At 52.1% G+C, this 21,806-nt stretch carries 20 protein-coding genes and 1 tRNA gene; 9 read left to right on the top strand and 12 right to left on the bottom strand.

What is annotated here, in order from left to right; all coding sequences use genetic code 11:
• Positions 1-3 precede the first annotated feature (3 nt).
• From NGAR_RS12665 to NGAR_RS12645, 5 genes are read right to left on the bottom strand one after another with little or no spacing between them, the layout of a single operon-like run.
• Positions 4-1,644, bottom strand: coding sequence for a nucleotidyltransferase domain-containing protein (locus NGAR_RS12665; RefSeq protein ID WP_015020153.1), 1,641 nt, complete (start codon positions 1,642-1,644; stop codon positions 4-6).
• Positions 1,637-2,362 (bottom strand): hypothetical protein, encoded by a 726-nt coding sequence (locus tag NGAR_RS12660; RefSeq protein ID WP_015020152.1) that lies wholly within the window; start codon positions 2,360-2,362, stop codon positions 1,637-1,639. Before NGAR_RS12660 ends, NGAR_RS12665 begins: the two co-directional genes overlap by 8 nt.
• A 43-nt stretch (positions 2,363-2,405) precedes the next feature.
• Entirely contained in the window at positions 2,406-3,521 is a 1,116-nt protein-coding gene (locus NGAR_RS12655) for a tRNA pseudouridine(54/55) synthase Pus10 (protein ID WP_015020151.1), read from the bottom strand.
• On the bottom strand, positions 3,514-4,893 hold the full coding sequence (locus tag NGAR_RS12650; protein WP_015020150.1) for a signal recognition particle receptor subunit alpha: 1,380 nt from the start codon (positions 4,891-4,893) through the stop codon (positions 3,514-3,516). Before NGAR_RS12650 ends, NGAR_RS12655 begins: the two co-directional genes overlap by 8 nt.
• Before the next feature lie 10 nt (positions 4,894-4,903).
• Positions 4,904-5,590, bottom strand: a complete 687-nt coding sequence (locus tag NGAR_RS12645; protein WP_148681435.1) for a diphthine--ammonia ligase — start codon at positions 5,588-5,590, stop codon at positions 4,904-4,906.
• A 100-nt stretch (positions 5,591-5,690) separates the two neighbouring features.
• Between NGAR_RS12645 and NGAR_RS12640 the strand changes: the two genes are divergently transcribed.
• Genes NGAR_RS12640 through NGAR_RS12625 form a run of 4 tightly spaced genes read left to right on the top strand, consistent with a single transcriptional unit; the run spans position 5,691 to position 12,067 of the window.
• On the top strand, positions 5,691-6,497 hold the full coding sequence (locus NGAR_RS12640; RefSeq protein WP_148681434.1) for an ATP-binding cassette domain-containing protein: 807 nt from the start codon (positions 5,691-5,693) through the stop codon (positions 6,495-6,497).
• 52 nt (positions 6,498-6,549) lie between these two features.
• Positions 6,550-9,600, top strand: coding sequence for an ABC transporter substrate-binding protein (locus tag NGAR_RS12635; RefSeq protein WP_187147498.1), 3,051 nt, complete (start codon positions 6,550-6,552; stop codon positions 9,598-9,600).
• A gap of 32 nt (positions 9,601-9,632) precedes the next feature.
• Entirely contained in the window at positions 9,633-10,682 is a 1,050-nt protein-coding gene (locus NGAR_RS12630; protein ID WP_015020146.1) for an ABC transporter permease, read from the top strand.
• Positions 10,679-12,067, top strand: a complete 1,389-nt coding sequence (locus tag NGAR_RS12625; RefSeq protein WP_015020145.1) for an ABC transporter permease — start codon at positions 10,679-10,681, stop codon at positions 12,065-12,067. Before NGAR_RS12630 ends, NGAR_RS12625 begins: the two co-directional genes overlap by 4 nt.
• A 117-nt stretch (positions 12,068-12,184) precedes the next feature.
• Here the strand turns inward: NGAR_RS12625 and NGAR_RS12620 are convergent, their stop codons facing one another.
• From NGAR_RS12620 to NGAR_RS12605, 4 genes are all read right to left on the bottom strand, one after another.
• Complete coding sequence (locus NGAR_RS12620) at positions 12,185-12,589, bottom strand: translation initiation factor IF-5A (RefSeq protein WP_015020144.1); 405 nt, start codon at positions 12,587-12,589, stop codon at positions 12,185-12,187.
• A gap of 46 nt (positions 12,590-12,635) precedes the next feature.
• Positions 12,636-13,244 carry a hypothetical protein gene (locus NGAR_RS12615; protein WP_015020143.1) on the bottom strand — a complete coding sequence of 203 codons (609 nt, stop codon included), beginning with the start codon at positions 13,242-13,244 and terminating at the stop codon, positions 12,636-12,638.
• Positions 13,245-13,312: 68 nt separating this feature from the next.
• Entirely contained in the window at positions 13,313-14,275 is a 963-nt protein-coding gene (locus tag NGAR_RS12610; RefSeq protein ID WP_015020142.1) for a magnesium transporter CorA family protein, read from the bottom strand.
• A gap of 54 nt (positions 14,276-14,329) precedes the next feature.
• Positions 14,330-15,229: a glycosyltransferase gene (locus NGAR_RS12605; RefSeq protein WP_015020141.1), complete on the bottom strand. Its 900-nt coding sequence runs from the start codon at positions 15,227-15,229 to the stop codon at positions 14,330-14,332.
• A 93-nt stretch (positions 15,230-15,322) separates the two neighbouring features.
• On the opposite strand from NGAR_RS12605, the gene hemB reads away from it, so the two are divergent.
• The 3 genes from hemB (at position 15,323) to NGAR_RS12590 (ending at position 17,939) form a co-directional block, all read left to right on the top strand.
• Positions 15,323-16,285: a porphobilinogen synthase gene (gene hemB, locus NGAR_RS12600; protein WP_148681431.1), complete on the top strand. Its 963-nt coding sequence runs from the start codon at positions 15,323-15,325 to the stop codon at positions 16,283-16,285.
• A 40-nt stretch (positions 16,286-16,325) separates the two neighbouring features.
• A tRNA-Tyr gene (locus tag NGAR_RS12595) sits at positions 16,326-16,489 on the top strand.
• A gap of 58 nt (positions 16,490-16,547) precedes the next feature.
• Entirely contained in the window at positions 16,548-17,939 is a 1,392-nt protein-coding gene (locus tag NGAR_RS12590) for an NAD-dependent succinate-semialdehyde dehydrogenase (protein WP_015020139.1), read from the top strand.
• Positions 17,940-17,963: 24 nt separating this feature from the next.
• Here NGAR_RS12590 and NGAR_RS12585 read toward each other — a convergent pair whose 3' ends face one another.
• Positions 17,964-18,461, bottom strand: coding sequence for a hypothetical protein (locus NGAR_RS12585; RefSeq protein WP_015020138.1), 498 nt, complete (start codon positions 18,459-18,461; stop codon positions 17,964-17,966).
• Between the two features lie 123 nt (positions 18,462-18,584).
• Between NGAR_RS12585 and NGAR_RS12580 the strand changes: the two genes are divergently transcribed.
• Positions 18,585-18,938 (top strand): hypothetical protein, encoded by a 354-nt coding sequence (locus tag NGAR_RS12580; RefSeq protein WP_015020137.1) that lies wholly within the window; start codon positions 18,585-18,587, stop codon positions 18,936-18,938.
• Here the strand turns inward: NGAR_RS12580 and NGAR_RS12575 are convergent.
• The gene (locus NGAR_RS12575) at positions 18,935-19,987 is read right to left on the bottom strand and encodes an alcohol dehydrogenase (RefSeq protein ID WP_015020136.1); all 1,053 of its coding nucleotides are present in this window, start codon (positions 19,985-19,987) and stop codon (positions 18,935-18,937) included. The genes NGAR_RS12580 and NGAR_RS12575 overlap by 4 nt on opposite strands.
• 74 nt (positions 19,988-20,061) lie before the next feature.
• Here NGAR_RS12575 and NGAR_RS12570 point away from each other — a divergent pair, with 74 nt between their 5' ends.
• A complete protein-coding gene (locus NGAR_RS12570) occupies positions 20,062-20,421 on the top strand; it encodes a hypothetical protein (protein ID WP_015020135.1) in 360 nt (119 codons plus the stop codon).
• Positions 20,422-20,423: 2 nt separating this feature from the next.
• Here NGAR_RS12570 and NGAR_RS12565 read toward each other — a convergent pair whose 3' ends face one another.
• Positions 20,424-21,806 carry an aspartate ammonia-lyase gene (locus NGAR_RS12565; protein ID WP_015020134.1) on the bottom strand — a complete coding sequence of 461 codons (1,383 nt, stop codon included), beginning with the start codon at positions 21,804-21,806 and terminating at the stop codon, positions 20,424-20,426.

Raw genomic sequence — 21,806 nt, 5'->3', positions numbered from 1 at the left:
GATCTATTTTGCAATTTCTTTAATCTCTTTTTTGATCGCACGTGCCACCGACGGCGCCAGCACGGGATAGAACGACTCGATATAGCGCCTGCTCTTGGCAAGGCGTGCGACATTGCCATAACCGGCAATATCGACATATCCTTTCAGGAATTCCCTTGTTATTTTCGCTGCCATGCTGCTGTTGCTGGTGCCCTTTAGGCCCCAGCTTATAAACTGGGCAAGGTCCCATGCTGGGTCGCCAGCCTGAAACATAAACTGCTCTACGTCGGTGAAATATTGGTCGCCGCTGCCACTGCTGGCAATCACGTTCTTGGGCTTTACGTTGCCAAGAGTAGAGCCGGCGCTGTGGATCCTTGCAATCTGCGCGCCTGCTTTCCCGATAAGCGCAATGTCGTCGCCCCTGCCTCTGATGTAGTCCTTTATTACGCTAGCAAGGGTCCTACCCTCGATAAACTGCGTTACGAGGATCTTCCTGTCAAGGACCACTGCCTCTATCGCTGGCGTGCGCAGGCCGAGGCTCCTTATATACCGGATTGCCTTGTATTCCGAGCCAAGCCGGAAGAGCGGATCGACCCTGAACCTTTTCACTGGCGCAGTCCACAGGCTCAGTGCAGCCCATTTCACCGCCTTTGATTTTGCAAGCTCTTTTACTACAACCTTGCGCCCATCCTCTAGCATGTACAGCACCGTCCTGCTATTGACATTACCAAGGCGCTTTTTTCTCGCCACTGAATAGCCGAGGTCGCCCAGCCAGTCCCTGCTGCCGACTATTAGCCTGCCCTCTGGCAGCGTCCAATATGCTCCTTTTGGGCATGCCATGAAATAGGGCATTTCTACATCCTTGCCTGTGTGGTGGCGCCTTATCTTGGACTCGGCCTCGCTGACTGCAAGGTGCATGATCTTCCTTCCTGCGTAGGTGTGCACAAAGTACGAGCTGAATTCCTGTAGTCTCTTTGTAAGCTTGAGACGCGTCTGGCCTCCTTCCACAAAGACGCGTTTGCCAGACACCTGCAAAAGCCCGTCTTGCCTTGCAGCAAAAAGTTCTCTGTCTTCTGAGACAATATCTGCAAGCGCCCTGCGGTAGCCTCCAAGTGCAAATTCAAGATTGCGCTCGTTTGAAGAAGCGTAGGTCTTGTAGTAGCTATACGCCGCGCTTGGGTACAGCGACATCCTGCGCCTTATCTTGGAAAATACCACATACTCCAAAGGAAAAATGATCTCTGTGCCCAGCACGCCCGTCAAACACACAATGTCCTGCACCTCCTCCAAAATGACGCGCCGCTTGTAAGCCTGCTCGACCTGCGCAAAAAAATCTGCGTTGGTAATGGGCTCGTAGATGTGCAGCAGACGGCCCACTACAAACTCGCCGAGAAAAGCGTTTTTTGCATCGCGCTCTAGCGCCGCGCGGTCGACTGCAAGCGCGGACAGCTTTACGCCGGACTCGCTGAAATAGACGTACTTGACCACGTAAGGATAGTTCTCAAGGACGACCAGTACGTCAATGTCGCTGTCAGGCCGGGCATAACCTGCGACTCTGGAACCATAAAAGCATGCGGCGACTACAGCGCAGCCCTTTGCGACCTTGACGATGCATTTCTTGATAACTTCGAACTCTTGCGGGGAAACGCTACTGCTACTAGACATAGCCGGTTTTTTTCTTTCTCAGCTTCACGCTTTCAAACTCGGCTATCTTGTCCTTTACCACCTGCTCCACCTGCAGCCTTGCCATTGCTTCTATTGGGATTTTTATCACGTTTGCATCGATAGGCACCTTTGTCGTCGGCAGGCCCTTGTCCATCCACATCTTGATCACCTTGTCTTCCAACTTTAAGTCCCTAAAGCCTTCAGGGAAGCGGGTGGTGATGTGCCTTATTAAAGTCGGGTCTGACCTGAACACGGCGCGCTCTTCAAGTAGCCTTCCGGTGTCGGCGTACGTACCTTCAAAGAGGGTGCCGGACACCTCGTCTGATATCACCTTCATCTTGACTATCCTGCTCACAAGCTCCAGATAATGCATGAACTCATGCGCCAGAATCGCGTGTATAGTACCCTTGAGACCGTAGGCGATCAGGGGCGCGGTTATCTGCACGACTACTCTGAGCAGGTTGTCGTCGCCCACCACAGGTATCGTCCTTGCAAACAGTATTCCCATTTGGGTAAACTCGACTGCCGACGTCGAAACGACAAGGCTTGGCTCGACGTAATAGTAAGGATACTTTAAGCCGGATGCCTCTTCGACTCGCTTGATTCCCTCTGTTACAAGCGGGAACCTTTTGATCACAAGGTCGTAGACTCTTTGCAGGATCTGGCCAGCTTTGTAGGCGTCATGGACTTTGTAGAGCGGGTCAAAGCTGCTGCTCATCTTTCTTTTGCTGTTGTCTGATTGCCCTGCTGAAACAAAAACGTTACTGCTGAAGTGATACGTCAAGTATGTCAAACCCGACGCATTCGCACTTTTTTCCAAGAATTTCTGAAATGTTTGGCTTCATGTACTCTTCACCGCCCACAAATTGCTTTATCATCATGCCGCCGTCTGCGACCATGGTGAGTGAAAATTGGTTGTCATTGATCCGGCGGGCCCAGGCCGAGTAGATCTTTTTTGTCGCCATCTTTGACCTGTTCTCATAACTTACCTCTGCACCGGCAAGCGAGCCAAGTTTTTTCATGTCGTCTTTTGTCAGCTCTTTTTCGCATTTTGCATGGATCCTTGTCTTGACCTTAAAGCGCGGCTGGAGATCCGGCTCGTCCTCTTCTTCGATTACAGACAGCGTTGCCACGACGCCGCTGCCACTGATTCTGCTCCTTTTCAATTTTCTTTTTTTGGGGTTATAGATGCGGGCATAAAACGGCCTGCCGCTTCCAAGCACAAGGCTGCTCTGGTCCTCGCTTCCGATCCACGAAAATTTCGGTGCCTGCCCCCCTGTCATTTCCACAAGTCCCTTTGCGATGACACCTTCGACGCTACCGTTGCCCGACAGGCCGCCGGTATTATTGCATGAGCTGCAGCCCCGGCCTTCGCAGTCTGGGCACCTGTCCTGCTTTTGCGGCACGCCCCTTGACTTTTTGACGTACCGGCCAGACAGCATAAGCGGCCTTGACTTGACTGCAACATCAACATTGTTTTCCTTGTCTATGACAAGGCTTACCGTGAGGTCGGGCTTCATGTACTCGGCTTTTTTTCTAATCAGACGGGCGAGCCGCATCCCAAGCTCCTTTGTCAGCTGGTTCTTGACGCTCTCCCTGCCACGGATTTTAAGGCGCGCCCTCATGGCGTCTTCCCGCTCGTAAATCTGGGTTGGCAGGGTGGCGCCGATGACGAACGTCTCAAACTCGTAGTCCCTGACGGCACCAATTATCTTATCCACTATCGAGTCAATGCTGTCCATCAGGCCGCGGCAGATGTAGCATTGCCGGCGGTCAGGCTTTGATCTGCCGCCTCCGGCAGCATTATTTCTTTCAAAACATCGCCTGCAGAGTTTGTATTGCCTTAACAACAGCAAAATTGCCTGGGCATCAGCCAAGATTGCCGCCAAACCTTCTGAATAGGTCGCCCAGACCGCCCCTTCCCTTGTTGTGCTTGATGATGTCCTTTGAAGTGTTGTACTGCTTTATCATCTCCTTGATGTCGCCTTCGGTCAGGCCGCAGCCTCTTGCGATGCGCTTTCTTCTCGACTCGTTGATGATATTTGGGTCTTTCTTTTCCTCCTTTGTCATCGACTGGATGATAAAGCGCCACCTCTCCATCTTGACCTGCATCTCCTCGACCTTGTCCTCCTTGATCATTCCGCCCATACCAAGGTTCTCAATGATGTTCCTAAATCCCATCTTGCTTGCCGAGTCCATCTGAGCGTAAAAGTCCTCGATAGTCATCTTGCCCTTTGCTATGCGCTTTACCTGATCCTCGTCTGCTTGGAGTTCAAGCCCCTTTGCCATCTCTAGCAGCGCCTTGATGTCGCCCATGCCAAGCAGCCTGCCTACAAAGCGTGTTGGCGAGAATTGCTCTAGATCATCGATGCGCTCGCCGGTGCCGATAAACATTACCTTGGCGCCTGTCGCGGCAGATGCTGCAAGCGCGCCACCACCTTTTGCAGTGCCGTCGAGCTTTGTAAGGACGATGCCTCCGACAGGGGCGGCCTTGTGGAAGGCTTCTGCCTGCTTGAACGCCGACTGGCCTATAGTTGCATCAATGACCAGCAACACAAGGTCAGGGGTCACTACCTTGTGCATTTCTGTCATCTCCTGCAGCAGGCCCTCTTCTTCCTTGTGCCTTCCGGCGGTGTCTATGATAATGACGTCGAGTTTTTGATCCTCAAAGTGCTTGAGGCCGTTTCTGGCTATCGCCACTGCATCCTTGGCATCCTCCTCGCCGTACACTTCAACGTTTATCTTGCTGCAGTTCATTTTCAGCTGAGTCAGCGCGCCAGGGCGCCAGGTGTCTGCCCCGATCACTCCTACCCTGTAGCCATGCTTTGTGAGCCATCTTGCCAGCTTGGCAGTCACCGTGGTCTTGCCGCTGCCCTGAATGCCCAGCATGAGGACGATATTCTGCTTACCGGGGTTGAAGAATGATGTTGCAAGTGAACGTTCGTCTTCTTGGGCCTTATCGATAGTCTTGATGACCTCGCCAGAGTAGCCGAGCATCTTGGCAAGCTCGCCATACAATATCGTTACAATGTGATCCTTGCGGGAGAGCCCCTTTGGCGGCTGCTCCTTCAGTGCCCTCTCCTTGAGATTCTGGGTGATAGAGAGCACAAGACGCACGTTGACATCCGACTGGAGCAGTGCCCGCTGGACGTCCTTGCACAGTGAGTCGATGATCTCCTCGTTGATATCAGAGGCCCCCACTATTTTCTTCAGGGCTCCGCGGAGGCCTTCGCGCAGGTTGTCAAACATTTCCCTTTCTTTACTTCTCTACTAATGACACATCCCGTATTTCAAATATTCCCCTCTGGCCGTCCCAGTGCGTAGTGGCCGCGTTTATTTGGAGCTTTTTGCGAAACAGCGGGCAGTCAACGACCAGTGTCTCGGCCTCGCCACCCTCAAACGTCAGGTTAAAGCCGTACTTTTTGGCAAGTGCTGCCAGCCTGCCCAGCGCTTCCTTGTCGATCTGCCTGCCCAGCCACTCTTTTTCAAGGCCCATGACAGACACCCCCACGACAATTATTGAAAAGCCACACTCGACAAGATCGTTCATGTATTTCTGCGGCTCGATGTTCCATAGCGGCGCAACCGCCGCGACATTTAGCCGTACGCAAATTTCTTCAAAGGCCTGCTTTTGGTAGTTGCTGGAAATGCCGCCGTAGGCAATGCCCTCAATTCCATAAAGCGACTTGGCCTGCGCGATTGCTCCTTCAAGCGCCTTCAATTCGTCCTCTTTTGCCCTGCCGCTCACCGAGAACCCGATCAGCGGGATCTGCATCGCGTCCGCAAGGTATTCGGTGACCCAGCTGTTCGGATAATGGAAGAGCGGGCTGTCGTCAGCAACAGGATGCATCGTGACAAGGCACACCACCTGATGCCCAATTTCCTTTGCGCGATAGATCGCATACGTGCTGTCCTTGCCGCCAGAAAAGAGCGCTGCCAGCTTCACGTACAAAGCTGCCAATCGCGCTCAATATTAACTGTGATTAGCGACTAACTAACTGTTTATATCACCAAAGGGGTATAACCTGCATTTGCCATTGGACGTATTGCTTGAAGCAAGAAACCTCAGAAAGTATTTTCCAGTAAAGAAAAGTTTCCGCCAGCTTCTGCAGAAATCTGGCCCGGACTTCGTCAAGGCCGTGGATGACGTCAGCTTTACCCTTAAAATGGGAAAGGTGCTAGTGCTTGCAGGGGAATCCGGGTCTGGCAAAACAACAGTCGCAAGATTGGTGATGCGTGCTACCGACCCCGATAGCGGCTCGATAATATTTGAAGGAAAGGATGTCACCCATTACGCTGGCAGCCAGCTCAAAGAGTTCCGCACGGCAGTCCACATGATCTATCAGGATCCTTATGCTTCGCTCAACCCTCGCATGAAGATAATGGATATTGTCAGGGAGCCGCTTGACATCCACGACAAGACAAGCTCGAAAGAGCAAAAGGCAGAAAAGGTCCTGTCAGCACTCCGCGACGTCCGGCTCGAGCCGGCAGAAGAAATAGCCGGCCGGTTCCCGCACATGCTGTCAGGAGGCCAGAGGCAGAGGGTCGCGATAGCAAGGGCGCTCGTTCTCCGGCCGCGGCTCATCGTTGCAGACGAGCCCGTGTCGATGCTTGACGTGTCAGTCAGGGGCGAGATACTGGAACTGATGCAGAGCCTGAAGGAGAGGTTCAACATTTCCTACATCTACATAACGCACGATCTGTCGACTGCACGCTATGTCGGTGACATCCTAGCTATAATGAATACCGGCAAGATAGTCGAAGTGGGCCCGATAGACAGGGTCCTCTCGGACCCATACCATCCCTATACTAAGGCCCTTATTGGTGCTATACCTGAGCCACCAAGTGTATGAGATAATCAGTTTCACTGAAAAGCATATTAGTAATTATTCTTTCTCATTACCAGTGCAAAAAGCACCAGTACTGGCTTCCGGTATAATCGTTGTACTGCTCTTGTCTACCTTTACCGGATTTGTAAACCCAGCCTTTTCACAGTCTTCTGACGAAAAGGGCCCGTATGTTGACCAGGTTACATTCATCTGGCGGGATGATGAGAACCTTGCGCTTGAAGAAGTCAGGGCAGGCGACTTTGACTTATACTTTTTCAGGATCCCGCTTGAGGCAGCCGACGACGCAAAGAACGATCCGCGGCTGAACGTGTATGATAGGACCGCCGGCTCTCAGGGACTTTTCGTAAACCCAGCGCCGTCAAGGGACGGAAGCACGCTCAACCCGTTCCAGTTCAGAGAGGCCAGGTACGCGCTCAACTATCTAATAGACCGCGAGTTCGTGGTCAACGAGATCCTCAAAGGATACGGCAGCCCGCTTGTTGACCCGTTTGGCGTCTACTCTCCAGAATACCTGAACGTCATAGACATCGTAGAGTCCTTTGGGTTCAGGTACAACCCGGCGCTTGCCGAGAGTATGATCTCCAAGGTCATGATCAGCGCTGGCGCTGTAAAAGAGGACAACAAGTGGATGTACAACGGCAATCCAGTCGCGGTCAAGATCCTGATAAGACAAGACGACGCGCCGAGAAAGTCAATGGGTGAACTGATTTCTTCAGAGCTAGAAAAGATCGGATTTACAGTCCAGAAAGAGTATGGAGACCTGAACAAGGCAAACTCGGTGGTCTACGGCTCTGACCCGCAGGACCTGCAGTGGCACATTTACACTGAAGGCTTTGCAGGTACGGCGGTGTTTGTCAGGTACAACCCGATAATTCCTGCTCAGATGTATGGCCCATGGCTCAGCAGGATGCCCGGAGCCTTGAACCCAGCATACTGGAACTACAAGAATGCCACGCTGGATGAAGTCACGCAGAGAATAGCGCTTTTCAACTTTACTTCAGAGGAGGAAAGGAACGAGCTTGTAAGGGAAGCGGTAAAGATGGGAATTCAGGAATCAGTCAGGATTTTCGTTGCGCAAAAGACCGATCCGTTCGTCGCATCTTCCAAGATAGACGGTCTTGTAAACGACTTTGGTGCAGGAATAACGAGCAAGTATTCGCTGCTAAACGCAAGGCCTACGGACGGCAGTAATTCCCTTGACATCGGAGTCAAACAGATCCATCAGGGGTCATGGAATACGATAGCTGGCCTGCAGGACACATACAGTAAGGACATCTACTATTCTGTAGTTGATCTGGACACCTTCAGAGACCCATACACAGGCGAGATAATCCCATTCAGGACAGAGTGGACAGACATTTCAACTGAAGGGCCATTGGGCACACTTGATGTGCCGGCAGACGCGCAGATGTGGGATCCGACGTCGCAGCAGTGGAAGCCCAGGGGCGAAGGCGTGAAGGCGATAAGCAAGGTCACCTTCAGGCCGCTCTATTCGAACTGGCATCATGGAATACCGATGGACATTTCCGACATGATGTATGCGGATTACTTTTCGACAGAATGGGGAACCGATTTGGGCGCTGGAGACCTGACGGTTGACCCCGAATACACGCCGCAAGTAAGTGAGAGTCTAAAGCTTGCCAAGGGCACCAGGTACGTTGCCCCTGATAAAATTGAAGTCTATGTGGACATCTGGCATTATGACGAAAAAGAGATCGCCGACTCTGGCACCTTCTTCCCTGTAGAGCCTTGGGAGATAATGGCTGCTTCTGAGAGGCTGGTCACTGCAGGCAAGCTCACATACTCAAGGAGCGAAGAAGCCGTCAGGGGAGTCGGCTGGTATGACCCGATAGTGCCCGCCCACACCGAGATGATAAAGCAAGAACTTCAAAAGATGAAGAGCGAGAATTTTGTGCCTCCTGCCTTGAGAGATGTAGTAACCGTCAAGGATGCGATTAGGCGCTATGACGCGAGCATCAAGTGGATCGAAGATCACGATAATGCGGTAATAGGCAATGGCGCATTTTATCTTGACAGCGTCAACCTGGCAGGCGGAACGATGACAATCAAGGCGTTCAGGGACCAGTCATATCCGTTTGAAGTGGGCCATTGGTCCAAATACGAGGCTCCACGGCTGGCAGACATCAGCAGGATAGACGTCCCGCAATCAATAGCAATAGGCCAGCCCACGACCATGGCAGTAGACGTTGAAGTCGCAGGTCAGCCAAGCAGCGACGCAACCGTTAGTTATTTCGTCTCAGATAAGGACGGCAACGTAGTGGCCAGAGGAGAGGCAGCTCCTGGAGTCGCGGGCCGGTTCAAGATCGAACTGACGGCAGAAGAAACGTCAAAGCTATCACCCGGCCCCAATCAGCTGAGGATATTTGCGAGCAGCACTGAAGCGCTGCGCCCGGATATTACAACAAACACCATCCTTGCGACAATATCAGCCACCAATAACGATAATAACCCGGCCACAAACGGCCAGACTAGCAACAATAACAACAACCCAACTTTGCCGCCACAACAGCCTTCTGGTTGCCTTATCGCAACGGCGGCATTTGGGTCAGAGCTTACGCCGCAGGTGCAGTATTTGCGCAACTTCCGCGACCACTACATCCTGTCAACTGTGTCAGGGTCAGCTTTCATGAACACGTTCAACTCTATCTACTATTCTTTCAGCCCACAGGTTGCAGACTATGAGAGGGAGCAGCCATGGCTTCAGGCAACGGTAAAAGCAGGGCTATACCCGCTGTTTGGCATACTAACCGCTGCCGAGCGGGCCCACTTTGTCGCAAACGGCGGCGAGGCAGGAGCTCTAGCTTCAGGAGCCGTCGCAAGCGCTCTGATAGGGGCGGTCTACCTGTGGCCGGCGGCAGTTTCGACGCAGCTTCAGAGAAGGTTTGGCACCGTGACCAAGATATCGCTTGTAGTTCTGTCGCTTGCTGTGGCGTTCACTGTAGCAGGCATAATAATTGCAGGCAGTGTACAGCTTTTGATGGCAAGCACGGCGCTCTTTGTGATATCACTTGCTAGCATTTCTGCAATGGCTGCGGGCAGGCTCGTCAGGGTGGCCTACAGCAAACTTAGCACCGGCAGATATTAATAGAAAATAGCTCTATCCGGAGGTAGACAGAATTGGGGGGCTTTGGCCGCTTTCTCATCAAGCGCTCGATAAACATGGTTATCGTGCTTTTTGCCACACTTGTCCTTACGTTAGCGCTGCTTGGCCCCACGATGGATAGGGTGCTACTTGAAGCGATCAGGTTCTACATCGTGGAAGAGGTGAACCATAGTGACATCAGGTTCCAAACTGCCGAAGAACGGGAGGCATTTATCAATAACAGGATCGACTTGCAGGTCAAAAACATCGGCCTTGACGAGCCTTGGTACGCCCCAAAGCGCTTTATAAACACCGTCCTGAAGGTCATGGTTCTTGACCTTGGCAAGTCCAGCTACTTGACAAGCGAAAGCGGTTCGGTAAGTGTGCGCGACATTATACTTGAAAAGATGCCCAAGACTATACTGCTCTTTACCACTTCGACTCTGATAGTTACCATCATCGGGATCTACCTTGGCACATATGTGGCCAATAGAGCAGGCTCGATATGGGACAGGCTCAACTCCGCGTTTGCGGTCTTTAGCGGCAGCTTTCCAACATGGTGGATTGGCATGCTCATGATCTTTGCCTTTGCATTTACTTATCACATTTTCCCGGCGCGTGCAACGCCCCTGACGCCGCCGTCCGACCCGGCTTATGCGCTTGACCTTTTCTATCACATGCTGCTGCCACTGATAACAATAGTGCTTGTCAGCTTTGGCTCGTGGGCCTACACTGTCCGGTATTTTGTGATAGGAATTCTTGGGGAAGACTATATTGCAGCAAAGAGGGCTGCAGGCATATCAGAAAACAGGATCCTTTACTCTCATGCCTTGAAAAACGCTGCGCCTCCAATCATCACGGTCATTGCATTGAGCCTCGCCGGCTCGTTTGGCGGTGCAATAACTATTGAGGCGGTGTTTGGCTGGCCGGGCATGGGCAGCCTGTATTATCAGGCAATAGGCTTTCTTGACATCCCGGTCATAATCGGGCTGACCTACATTTCCACGCTCATTTTCATAATCACTGTGTTTCTCACGGACATTGTCTATGCTTACTTTGATCCGAGGGTGAAGGTTGCATCATGACAGCAGCCAAAGTTGTTTCACGCTCTGAGCTACTAAGGGAGTTCAGGCGCTCCAAGAGTGGCCTTGCCGGCGCTGGGATACTGCTTGTCCTCATACTGATGACAACCTATGCGGCGGTCGCGGTGCCGCTTGAATCATTCAGGCAGTGGAACAACCCCAACTTTTGGATCGACACCCCCAAGTCTGCTGCGCCGGCTTGGACAAACCTGTTCGGGCCAAAGGTGCCGGAGCACATCTTCATGACAGCAAAAGATGCAGCGGTATCAAGCTCGGTTCAAGGAGGCGTGCGCACCGTGACGCATTCATACACGGTGAACTTTAACTATGATTCGTACCCGAGCGACTTTATGATGCTGTATTCTGCGAGGTACGGCAGCACACAGCCGGCTCTCCAGATAGACGTGCTGCGGCCTGACGGCAAAGAATTCAGGATCTACTTTGCTTCGCTTCCTTCGTCACAGCAAGGTAGCAATGAGTTCTCGGCAAGGGTATTTTCCACGGACAGGCTGATCGCCGACAACCTGCGCAACTATCTGGACGATTTTGCATACAGGCAGGATGTTTCAAGGCCGCAGGTAATGATATTTTCAGACTCACAACAAGACAGTGTGTTGAAGGGCACGTACGTAATCCGTGAAACCTTTTACCTGTTTGATTCAAACGACTCGGTGACCAACTCCGGGGTCATATTGGGCGGCGAGGTCTATGGACTCATGGGCACGGACGAGCTGCGCCATGACTTGGCGATCGGAATCCTGTGGGGAGCGCCGGTGGCGCTTTTCATAGGGCTCACCGTTTCAATAGCCGGCATGATCATTGGTCTGATATATGGTGTTATCGCAGGCTACAAAGGAAACCGCACTGATGAGGGCCTGATGAGGATAAACGACGTATTTTACTCGCTGCCGCCACTTCCGCTGCTCATCATATTGTCGATCACGGTCGGCAAGAGCATATTCCTGATCACCGGTTTTCTTGTAATTTTCGGCTGGGTCGGCATGGCGAAAATAAGCAGAAGTATCGCGCTCCAGCTAAAGAACCTGCAGTACGTCGAAGCGGCAAAGCTCATGGGCCAGTCTGACAGGAAGATCATATTCAAGCACATAATCCCGCAGCTGCTGCCACTGACTTTTGCCAGCATTGCCATTTCTGTGCCGGGGGCAATCTTGGGCGAAGCAATGCTCAGCTTTCTGGGACTTGGAGACCCGTCCATTCCGACGTGGGGTCAGATCCTGCATGACGCAAACTCTGCAGGCGCAGCTTCCCGCGGCCTCTGGTGGTGGATAATTCCGCCCGGCCTCATGATAGCCATAACAGGGCTTGCGTTTGTGCTTATTGGGAACGCGCTTGATGCCATCGTTAACCCAAGATCAAGAAGAATGTGATATAATGACGGATGCCTCAGGACTCATAATCTTCATCAGCCAAAACGATGATCAGCCGGCTCTTCCTTCACCTCATCAGCATCCAGAAAACGATCCGTGGTTCTATTGTATGAACTTTTAGCCCTTGACCCTTACTATCTTGATTCTATCGAGGACCTTCCAGTACTCTACTTCGCGGCCCTGAATGTCGCCCTGCGCAAGCTTTTCCTTGATCTCATCTTCCACTGAAGACGTCTCAAAGGTCTCGAACGTCTCAAGATCCATTATCTGGAGGGTGTCTCCCTGCTTTGAAATGATCTGGCCATTGCGCTTGTCTATCAACGGCACGTCAACCTTGGTTGACACCGGGCCTACAAACGGGTGCGGCCTGCCGTCAAAGACTCCCACTGCTGTGATCCTTGCTTTTGCCGAACCGTGCTTGCCCGGCTTGCTGTGGTCATACGAAACAATCCTGCACGGTTCGCCGTCGATGATGATGTATGAACCAACTTTGAGTGCGCCAAGATCCATCGGCTTGCTCATAAATCAAAGGCTAGAGAAAAAGATGCATATTTAACGTTTCTGATTTTTACTTTAGCTTTTCAAGGATGGAAAAGCTGACAAGGTTGTTCAGCGCGATGCCCTTCCTTGCAACATCGCGCCTTGTGCGCTCGCAGTATTTCTGGTCTGTCTGGTGCGTCGCCTCACCTTCCACCTCGAGTATAACCAAATTTCTAGAATATGGGAAGGTAAACTTTGGCTGCTCGGCCGCTACAAGCTGCATCTGCGCAAGGCTCGCCTTCTTTACTTTTTCGCGCCGGGCAATCGTGTTTGCAAGGTCGCTTATCGCCGGGTCGCCGCTTGTGTATTTCGTGAAATAAAGCGAAACATAGTTGAGCTTGTTGCCACTCCGCTCAAAGAGCGGGCTTGAAAAACTGAACATAAAAGATAGCCTGTCCATGTTGTACTTCTTGATGTCGTCAAGGATACTCTCCATGTTGATAAAAGATGCAAGAATGTAGTGGTTGGCCTTGTTTGGAAAGTATGGGATGCTTTCGTCAGAAAATGTCGCGGTGACAAAGTAAATGTCGACGACATTATCGCTTTTCTTCCAGTTTTCTACAAGAGAGCTCGACTGTTTGTCATGAGGAGTACATACGTAGCCCTGTACGTCACTCCTCCTGCCTGTCGCCGCCAATCCTAAAAAAAGGAGATACAACGGGTATTTATCCTCTTAGGTAAATGCCCATTGGAGAATCGTACTATCTACATAGAAGGTCCCAACCATCCGAGCCTTCTGAAGTAAAATACCATAAGTAGGGCAGAAACCGACGATAGCACTATAACAAATATCAGGGTGGTGTACGGCCCAAGCTGTGTCCACGGCCCTGTTTCGTTGCCACCCGGCAACGGGATGTTCATGCCATAAAACTGGCCAATGACCGTGGCAGGAATAGAAAGCGTGAATATTATCGTAAGCACTGCAAGTATCTTGTTGGTCTTTTCGTTGCTGAGCATAAAGTCAGTGTCCTTGTAAATCTCGACGGTCTCTTTTGCCTCTTCAAGCGCTTCGTACACCTTTTCAATGTGATCCAGCACGTCTTTGAAGTAGAGCGACATGTCCTCCTTGGAAAAGCGCTGCACATCCTTTGACAGGTCGACTACGGTCCTGCGGAGCGGGATCACAATCCTGCGGAGGGTCGTTATCTCCCGCCGCAAAAGCGAGATCTGGCGGGGGATCGATATCCGCTCATCAAACACGCTGTCCTCTATGTCGTCGATGTTGCCCACGACCTTCATGAGGATGTGAAGCAGGTCGTCCACCAGCGTGTCGATGATCTTGTGGAGCAGATATCCTGAGGACTTGCCCATGATCGCCTGGCGCTGCTTTTCATCGTTCTTGCACATGTTGAACAGCTCGTCAAGCGGCTTCAGGTCGCCTTGGTGTATGGTCACAAGGTAGTCAGGGCCCATAAAGACCGCAAGCTGGCTAAAGAGGAAGCCCTTCTCCTTGTCCGGTGTGGGAAAGTGCAGGATGATAAAGATGTGATCCGCATAGCGATCGATCTTGGGGATCTGGATCTTTGAGAGCGAATCCTCGAGGTTGAGCCTCTGGAACGGGTACTTTTGCCCAAGCGTGCTCATGTCCGAAAAGCTCGGCTTTTGCAAGTTTATCCACAGCACCCCGTTGTTGCTTATTGTCTCAAGCCGCTTTTCTGGGTCTGACATGGCCCTGTCTTCCTTCTGCTTTGCTTACAGCAGATGCGGTTATAAAAAAGTGTGTCAGTCAGAATATCTAACCTTTAGCTGCTGGTAATCTATTGTCTTTGAGCTGTCCGCGGTGTGCCACTTTGCCGAGTCGGTGTGCTTGAGCCTTGACATATAGTAGGGCATGAGCGAATATCCTATCACTGTCGAAGCGGCGCCAATTGGGTCCATGGCCGCGTTTTTCAGCGCCTGCGCAATTGCTACGTGAGATGGCAGGCCAATGCCTAGCCGTGACACCATATCTTTTATCTGGTTGTGGCCGTTGACCGCCCGCACCACTTGTGAGGCCAAGTCCTGCATGCTGCTTGGGGGTTTGAAGTAAACCACCGCGTCGTCGTTGTAGGCGACATCTAGTCCCATTTCCAAGATCCTGCACTGCAGGTAGAGATCGATTGCGATCATATCTGAGGGTATCTGGATTTTCTTAGCGGTTGACGCGTTAATGGCAAGCGCCCTGCCCATCACTGTGTACTGCGACAGACCTGACTGCCTGATAGACCTGAGCCAGTTTGAAATGAACACCGACGCCCTGCCGGCTACACCTGCAGCCTGAACGGGCTGCGAGTTTGACGCACACAGCGCCATATTTCCGGAAATGCGCAACGCAAGCTGCTCCGTGCATGACGGGTGCGGTATGGTGTCTGCGTCATAAAACACGATGACGTCGCTGGCAGCCTTGTAGAGTATTTCATTCCATGCCTCTGCCGCGCCCCTTCTTGTTTCATGATGCAAAAGGGTAATAGCAAGCGGCGAACTCTTGGCAAATTCGCGCACAAGATCAGGCGTCCTGTCGGAAGAGTCATCGGAGATGATTACTTCAGAGATCAGCGGCTGTTGTCCTTCAAGTGAACGCAGGAGGTTGACGATGTTACGCTCTTCATTGTAGGCCGGGATGCCGACAGTTACCCTGCGCATAATAATATAGTTCCGACCCCAAAATATTTTATGAATTTTGCGGACGATTCTTCGAGTACTGAAAAACATATATTCATAGCCGCTCGCCAAGCAATGACATTGCAGCAGCTCCAGCGTGACAATGAACAAAGGTATAGGGAGATATTTGCCGCGGCGGGGCTTCGCAGAAGTCATCTGATATTTCCGGTGTTTGTTTCAGACAGGCCGGGCATGATAGAGTCGATGCCCGGCATGACCGTGACGCCAATCGAGAAAATAACTCAGCATGTCCAGACGATAGTTGATAGCGGCATCCTCTCTCTCATTGTCTTTGGCATACCAAAAAGCAGGGACAGAATCGGCTCGTCCGCTTTTGACAGAAAGGGCGTGGTGCAGCGCGCAGTCAGGGCGATAAAGTCTAGTTTTGGCAGCTCGGTAAATGTTGTGACGGATATTTGCGTCTGCCAGTACAATTTGTCGGGGCACTGCGGCATTGTTGCATCTGGCAACAAGAGGGTTGACAATGACGCTACATTGCAGATACTGGCACAGGTTGCTGCGAGCCACGCAGAGGCCGGCGCCGATGTAGTCGCGCCATCATCAATGATGGACGGCCAGGTTCGCGCAATCAAATCCGCGCTTGTCGGCTTTTTTACAAAAACAATGATACTCTCCTACTCTGCCAAGCACGCCTCGTCGCTTTACACGCCCTTCCGCTCGGCTGCCTTTGCAAAAATGAAACCGCGCCTAGACAAGTCGTCATACCAGGTGTCGTATGCAAACCCCCGGCAGGTGCTGTTAGAGATAGAGACTGACATCAGCGAGGGTGCCGACATAGTGATGATAAAGCCGGCGCTAGCATACCTTGATCTGGTAAGAATGGTAAAGGACAGGTTTTGTGGCCACCCGGTCGCGGTCCAGAACGTCAGCGGCGAGTACGCCATGATAAAGGCGGCAGCTATGCACAACCTGATTGACGAAGAGGAGTGGAAGGTCTGCTCCATTGCATCCATAAAAAGAGCCGGCGCTGACAGGATCATCTCGTACTTTGCGCTTGATGTCTCAAAATATCTCTGACGCCACAATTAAATAACGTTCTAGCAACAAACGGAAATGTCCCGCGGTAGCTCAGCCTGGTAGAGCTTTCGGCTGTAGATGTCGGCTTCTCTCAATAGCTGACCGCGTGAAGCAGCCTATCGGGCGCACAATGCAGTAACCGAAGAGTCGCAGGCTCAAACGAAATGGCGAAAAGCCGTTTTGGGGCAAATCCTGCCCGCGGGACTCTTTTCTTCTTCTTTTGGTTTCGCTTATTAGTATGGAAGTGCAGTAATTCTCTCATATGCCCAAGATCGAGACAATCAACCCTTCAACTGGCAAGGTCATCGCAGCTTATGAAAATGAAGGCCCTGAGCAAGTAAGCAGAAGGGTCAAGGCGGCAAGGGACGCTTTTGCAAAGTGGAAAAAGATGGACCTTGCAGAGCGCTCAGAATGTATGCGCAGGCTTGGCGGGGTAATGAGGAAAAACAGGGAAGAGTATGCCCGGCTGGTTACCGAGGAGATGGGCAAGCCGATCAGGCAGGCGCTTGCAGAGATAGAAAAGTGTGCGTGGGTCTGCGACTATTATGCCGAGCGCGCAGAAGTGTTTTTGCGCGACGAGATAATTCCTACTGAATTTCGCAAAAGCTTTGTCTCGTTCGAGCCACTTGGAGTTGTGGCGGCCATAATGCCGTGGAACTTTCCCTTCTGGCAGGTCATGAGGTTTGCAGTGCCGGCGCTGACGGCCGGCAACGTTGGAGTGCTCAAGCATTCCAGCATCTGCCTTGGAAGCGCGCTGAAACTAGAGCAGGCGTTCAGGGACGCCGGCTTTCCGGAAAATGTGTTCCAGTCAGTCATTGGCGACTACCGCGCCGGCGAGGCGCTGGTGCAGGCAGACGTTGACGCCGTGTCGATCACCGGGAGCGTCAATACTGGCAGGCGCGTCGCAGAACTTGCTTCGCAGGATCTCAAGAAGTTCGTGCTTGAGCTTGGCGGGAGCGACCCTTTCGTGGTGCTTGAAGACGCGGACCTCAACCAGACCGCGTACATGGCGACGCAGTCAAGGCTCCTGAACACTGGTCAGAGCTGCATAGCGGCAAAGCGCTTTATAGTGGTACAGGAAATCGCAGACAAGTTTACGAAGCTGTTTGTAGAAAACACACAGGCCGAAGTCGTAGGAGATCCGCTCGACTCCAAGACCACAGTCGGGCCGCTTGTCAGGGACAACCAGAGGCAGGCACTTGCAAAGCAGGTAGAGGACGCAAAGGGCAAGGGCGGAAAGGTGCTTACGGGCGGGCAGCCCCTCAAGCGCGAGGGATTCTTTTACGAGCCGACGATAATTTCAAACGTGAACCATGACATGGACGTTGTCAGGGAAGAGGTGTTCGGCCCGGCAGCTCCAATAATAGTGGTAAAGAACGAGGAGGAGGCGATAAGAGAAGCCAACAACTCAGAGTTTGGACTTGGCGCAAGCATATGGACCAACAACATCGAGCGTGGCATGAGGCTGGCTCGCCAGATCGAAAGCGGCATAGTATCGGTCAACGAAATGGTCAAGTCCGATCCGAGGCTCCCATTTGGAGGCATCAAGAAATCCGGCATTGGCAGGGAGCTATCAGAATTTGGGATCAGAGAGTTCGTCAACATCAAGTCTGTTGTGGTAAAAGACATCACCAGTAAGCTGCTGGTCGAATGATATAATAGCAATAAAGAAACAGGCTCAGGCGCCCGGCTTTAGGCGCTTGGCCATGGCCATCCTTGCATTGATGACGTTTATCTGCTCTTCAAGCAGTTTTTTGTAGCCCACCAGCAGCTTTTCCTGCTCGTCGTACGGCTCTTTGCGTATCTCTGTCATCGTATCTTCAAAAACTGTTATCAGTTTTTCAACATCCTCGCCAAGGTGCTGTATGTCCCGCGCGTCTGTCGTCGCGCCAACATCCACGGACTGGGCCTTCAGCTCACGCGCTTTTTCTTCCGTCACTTCTTTTGTCTTTCTACCAAGGGAATATACAAGATCCTTGAGGGACCTGCCTGCTTCTCTGGCCTTTACAGAGACCGACTCTTCTTCTTCCTTCTTCGGGGCTGCGGTCTGCAACTCGTCTGATGACGATGAGGTGGTCACTACTCTCTCCCCTCTCACTGTGACCTCGGTTGGTGGCTCTGAGGTGGTCCTGGTTACCGTTTCCTCATAAGTATCGGTTTTATCCTCACTTGCCATGGTAGTTAAACGCATCTAAACCTTATAATAGATTCATAATTGAGGTATGCGCGTCTCATGTAGAAGTATGTAGAATAAAAAACACGCGAGCATGTTAATAATAAAGCTGTATCAACTGCAGACATGGAAGCACAGAACGTCGAAATCGCCCTTGATGTCTACAAGGCGACAAGGAGAAAGTTCATCGAGGCAGGGGATGCTGTTTTCGGACCAGGCTTTCTCAGCATGACCGAGTACTACTTTATGAAAAAGAAGGGCCACAGCCCGTTTGCGATGCTCTTCTCTGAGCCGCGGATCGTCTACGACGAGTGGGTCTGGATGTTCAAGGGAGAGGAGCCAGTCAGGAAGCTTCTGGAAAAGGCGGCCGGCCCAGGATATATGCCGCTTCTTGAGGACATCATGAGAAACGACGGCGTGAGGGTCTGGAACACATTCTATAACATGGCTAGCAGCAGGACAACGGCAGTAGCCATCTAGGGATTGATTACTGCCCTTCCAATTATCTTGCCTGATTTCAGCTCTTCTAGTGCGCTGTTTGCCTGATCAAGCGTGAACTTTCTCGATACTACCGACTGGATCTTATCCATTCTTGCAAGCGCCACCAGCTCTACCAGATCTGCAAACTTGCCGGTGTAGGCGCCAGTCAGCGTGAATGCGCGCAATGGAATGAGTGGTAAGTTTAGCTCAAGCGACCCGCCGAACAGCCCGACCATGACCAGCCGGCCCCTCTTCCTCAGCATGTTGAGCGAGTTTGGCGCCGTCTTGGCGTTGTTCACAAAGTCAATGACAGCCTCTGCGCCAAAGTTGTTTGTGATGTCCTTGACACCCTTGACAGAGTCGCTGGCCCCTGAGTTGATCACTTCGTGGGCTCCCAGCCTCTTTGCCTCTGCCAGCTTCTTGTCGTCAATGTCGACAATCGCGATCCTTGCGTTTGTGATCGACTTTGCAATCTGCACTGCCATGAGCCCAAGGCCGCCAGCCCCTACAATGACAAGCGTGTCGCCTGGCTGCGCGCCCGCCTTCTTTACGGCAGTGTATGCCGTCAGGCCAGAGCATGCAAGCGACGCGGCAGAGTTGGGGTCGAGCCCCTGCAGCTTTACCAGATACTTATGGCTTGGCACGAGCACCATTTCAGAGTAGCCCCCGTCTTGGTATATGCCGAGGCTGCGCGGGGCATCGCAGACGTTCTCCTCGCCCACCCTGCATGCAGGGCATGTGCCCTCGCCAATCCATGGATAGACCAGAACCTTCTCGCCCTTGGAAAAGCCAGTGACCGATTCGCCCATCTCTTCAATCGTGCCGGCAATTTCATGGCCGGGGGTGAGTGGGAACTTTACTCCGCGGTCCTCAACCTTCATAAACACGCCCTGCGGTCCGGCGTACCCACCTTCCCACAGGTGCAGATCACTGTGACATACGCCTGCACTTTCAACCCTTACAAGAACCTGATCGTTCTTTGGTTTTGGAACGCCGACGTCCTTGATTTCAAGCGGCTCTTTTGTCTTTATTATCCGTGCAGCCTTCATATATCGCGAGAGTATCTTGCGCTCGTTATTAATAGTTAGCAATGTTTAATTGAAGTTGTGGCAAAGAAAATGCCATGCCGTTGAGCCCGGTCGTGGCAGTGCTCGCCGCAATTAGCATCGTTGGCGCGATCGCGATTCCATTTGGTGATCCGCAGTTCATCGACAGGGCCATAGCGCTCGAGCTGGCGTTCATTGTGTTGACTGTTCTTACCTACAAGGGCTTTCGGAAGGCACTTTACGCCTGCATTCCCTTGGCCGCCATCGTGATGGTTGGAAATTCGCTTGCGCCGCCCCATGTCGGGATAATGACCACGTTCTCAAAGCCGTTCAATGCGATGCTGCTGATAATTGGCGGCTATGTCCTGCAGACGGCGCTGATCGTGACGGCAGTCCGCGAGCTGAAGGCGTGCCGGATCGTGCAAAAGGCTAGCTAGAGCTAGCTGCCAAGGATGTTTTTCTTTGACAGCGCACTATCAAGCTGCTCTTTTGTCATCAGCTTTTTGGCAAGCACCAGTTCCCTGATGCTCTTGTTCGTCTTGAGCGACTCTTTGTAAATCTCTGCAGCCTTTAGGTAGCCAATGTATGGGTTCAGCAATGTGACCAACACTGGGCTTTTTTCAATGTATGACTCTAGCTTTTCGCTGTTTGCTTCGATGCCGTCTACCATGTTGGCCGCAAATATTGGAAGGAAATTCTTTAGCATATCAGTTGAGTCGAGCACGCACTTTAGCATGCCTGGCAACATCACGTTCAGCTCGAACTGGCCGGCCTGCGCGGCCATCGCGACTGACACGTCGTTGCCGATGACGTTAAAGCAGATCATGTTGAGGCACTCTGCAAGTGACGGGTTGACCTTACCTGGCATTATGGACGAGCCAGCATGGACAGCCGGTATGAGAATCTCTGCAAGGCCGGCGGTCGGGCCCGAAGCCATGAGCCGGATATCATTTGCCATCTTGTTCAGCTCTATCGCAAGGTTGCGCAGAGCCGACGAGCAGTTGGCTACATCGAACTTGCTCTGAAGCGAGTAAAACATGTTATCAGACGGCCCTAGGCTCAGCCCAGAAATTTTCGATAGGTTCCTTATTGCGAGCTGCCGATAGCCTTTAGGCGCGTTGGCGCCCGTGCCAACGGCTGTGCCGCCAAGGCCGACATAGCGCAGGCCGTCCATCGACTGCACTAGCATGGTTCTTGCCTGCTTGAGCGCAAAAGCATACTGCTCAAACTCGGCACCAAGGGTCACCGGGATCGCGTCCATCAGGTGCGTCCTGCCTATCTTGACAACGCCTGAGAACTTTTTTGCCTTCCTTTGCAGGGATGCAATCAGCTTGTCAAGCGAGGCGATAGTCTCTTTCATGTTGAGCAGAATGGCGACGTGCATCGCGGTGGGGAACGTGTCGTTGCTTGATTGCGACATGTTGACATGGTCGTTAGGGCTGATAATCTCGTAGCTGCCCTTTCTCTTGCCAAGTATTTCAAGCGCCCTGTTTGCAATGACCTCGTTCGTATTCATGTTGAACGCAGTGCCGGCGCCGGAATTGATCGCTTCGACTACAAACTGGTCGAGCAGCTTGCCGGCCAGAATTTCGTCACATGCCTTGACAATGGCCCTTGCCTTTTCAGCGTCAAGCGCCTTGAGCTCCTTGTTTGCCAGCGCCGCAGAGCGCTTGATCATGACAAAAGCCCTTATCAGGTTGATGTGGGCCTTCTGGCCAGTCACCTTATACTGGTTGATTGCCCGCGCAGTGAACGGGCCGTAATATGCAGCAGATGGGACCTTAATCTTGCCGAGTGAATCTTTGTCAGTTCTGAACGACAT

It is taken from the genome of Candidatus Nitrososphaera gargensis Ga9.2, from assembly GCF_000303155.1.
Lineage (GTDB): Archaea > Thermoproteota > Nitrososphaeria > Nitrososphaerales > Nitrososphaeraceae > Nitrososphaera > Nitrososphaera gargensis.
This window is presented reverse-complemented; position numbering and strand designations above follow the sequence as displayed.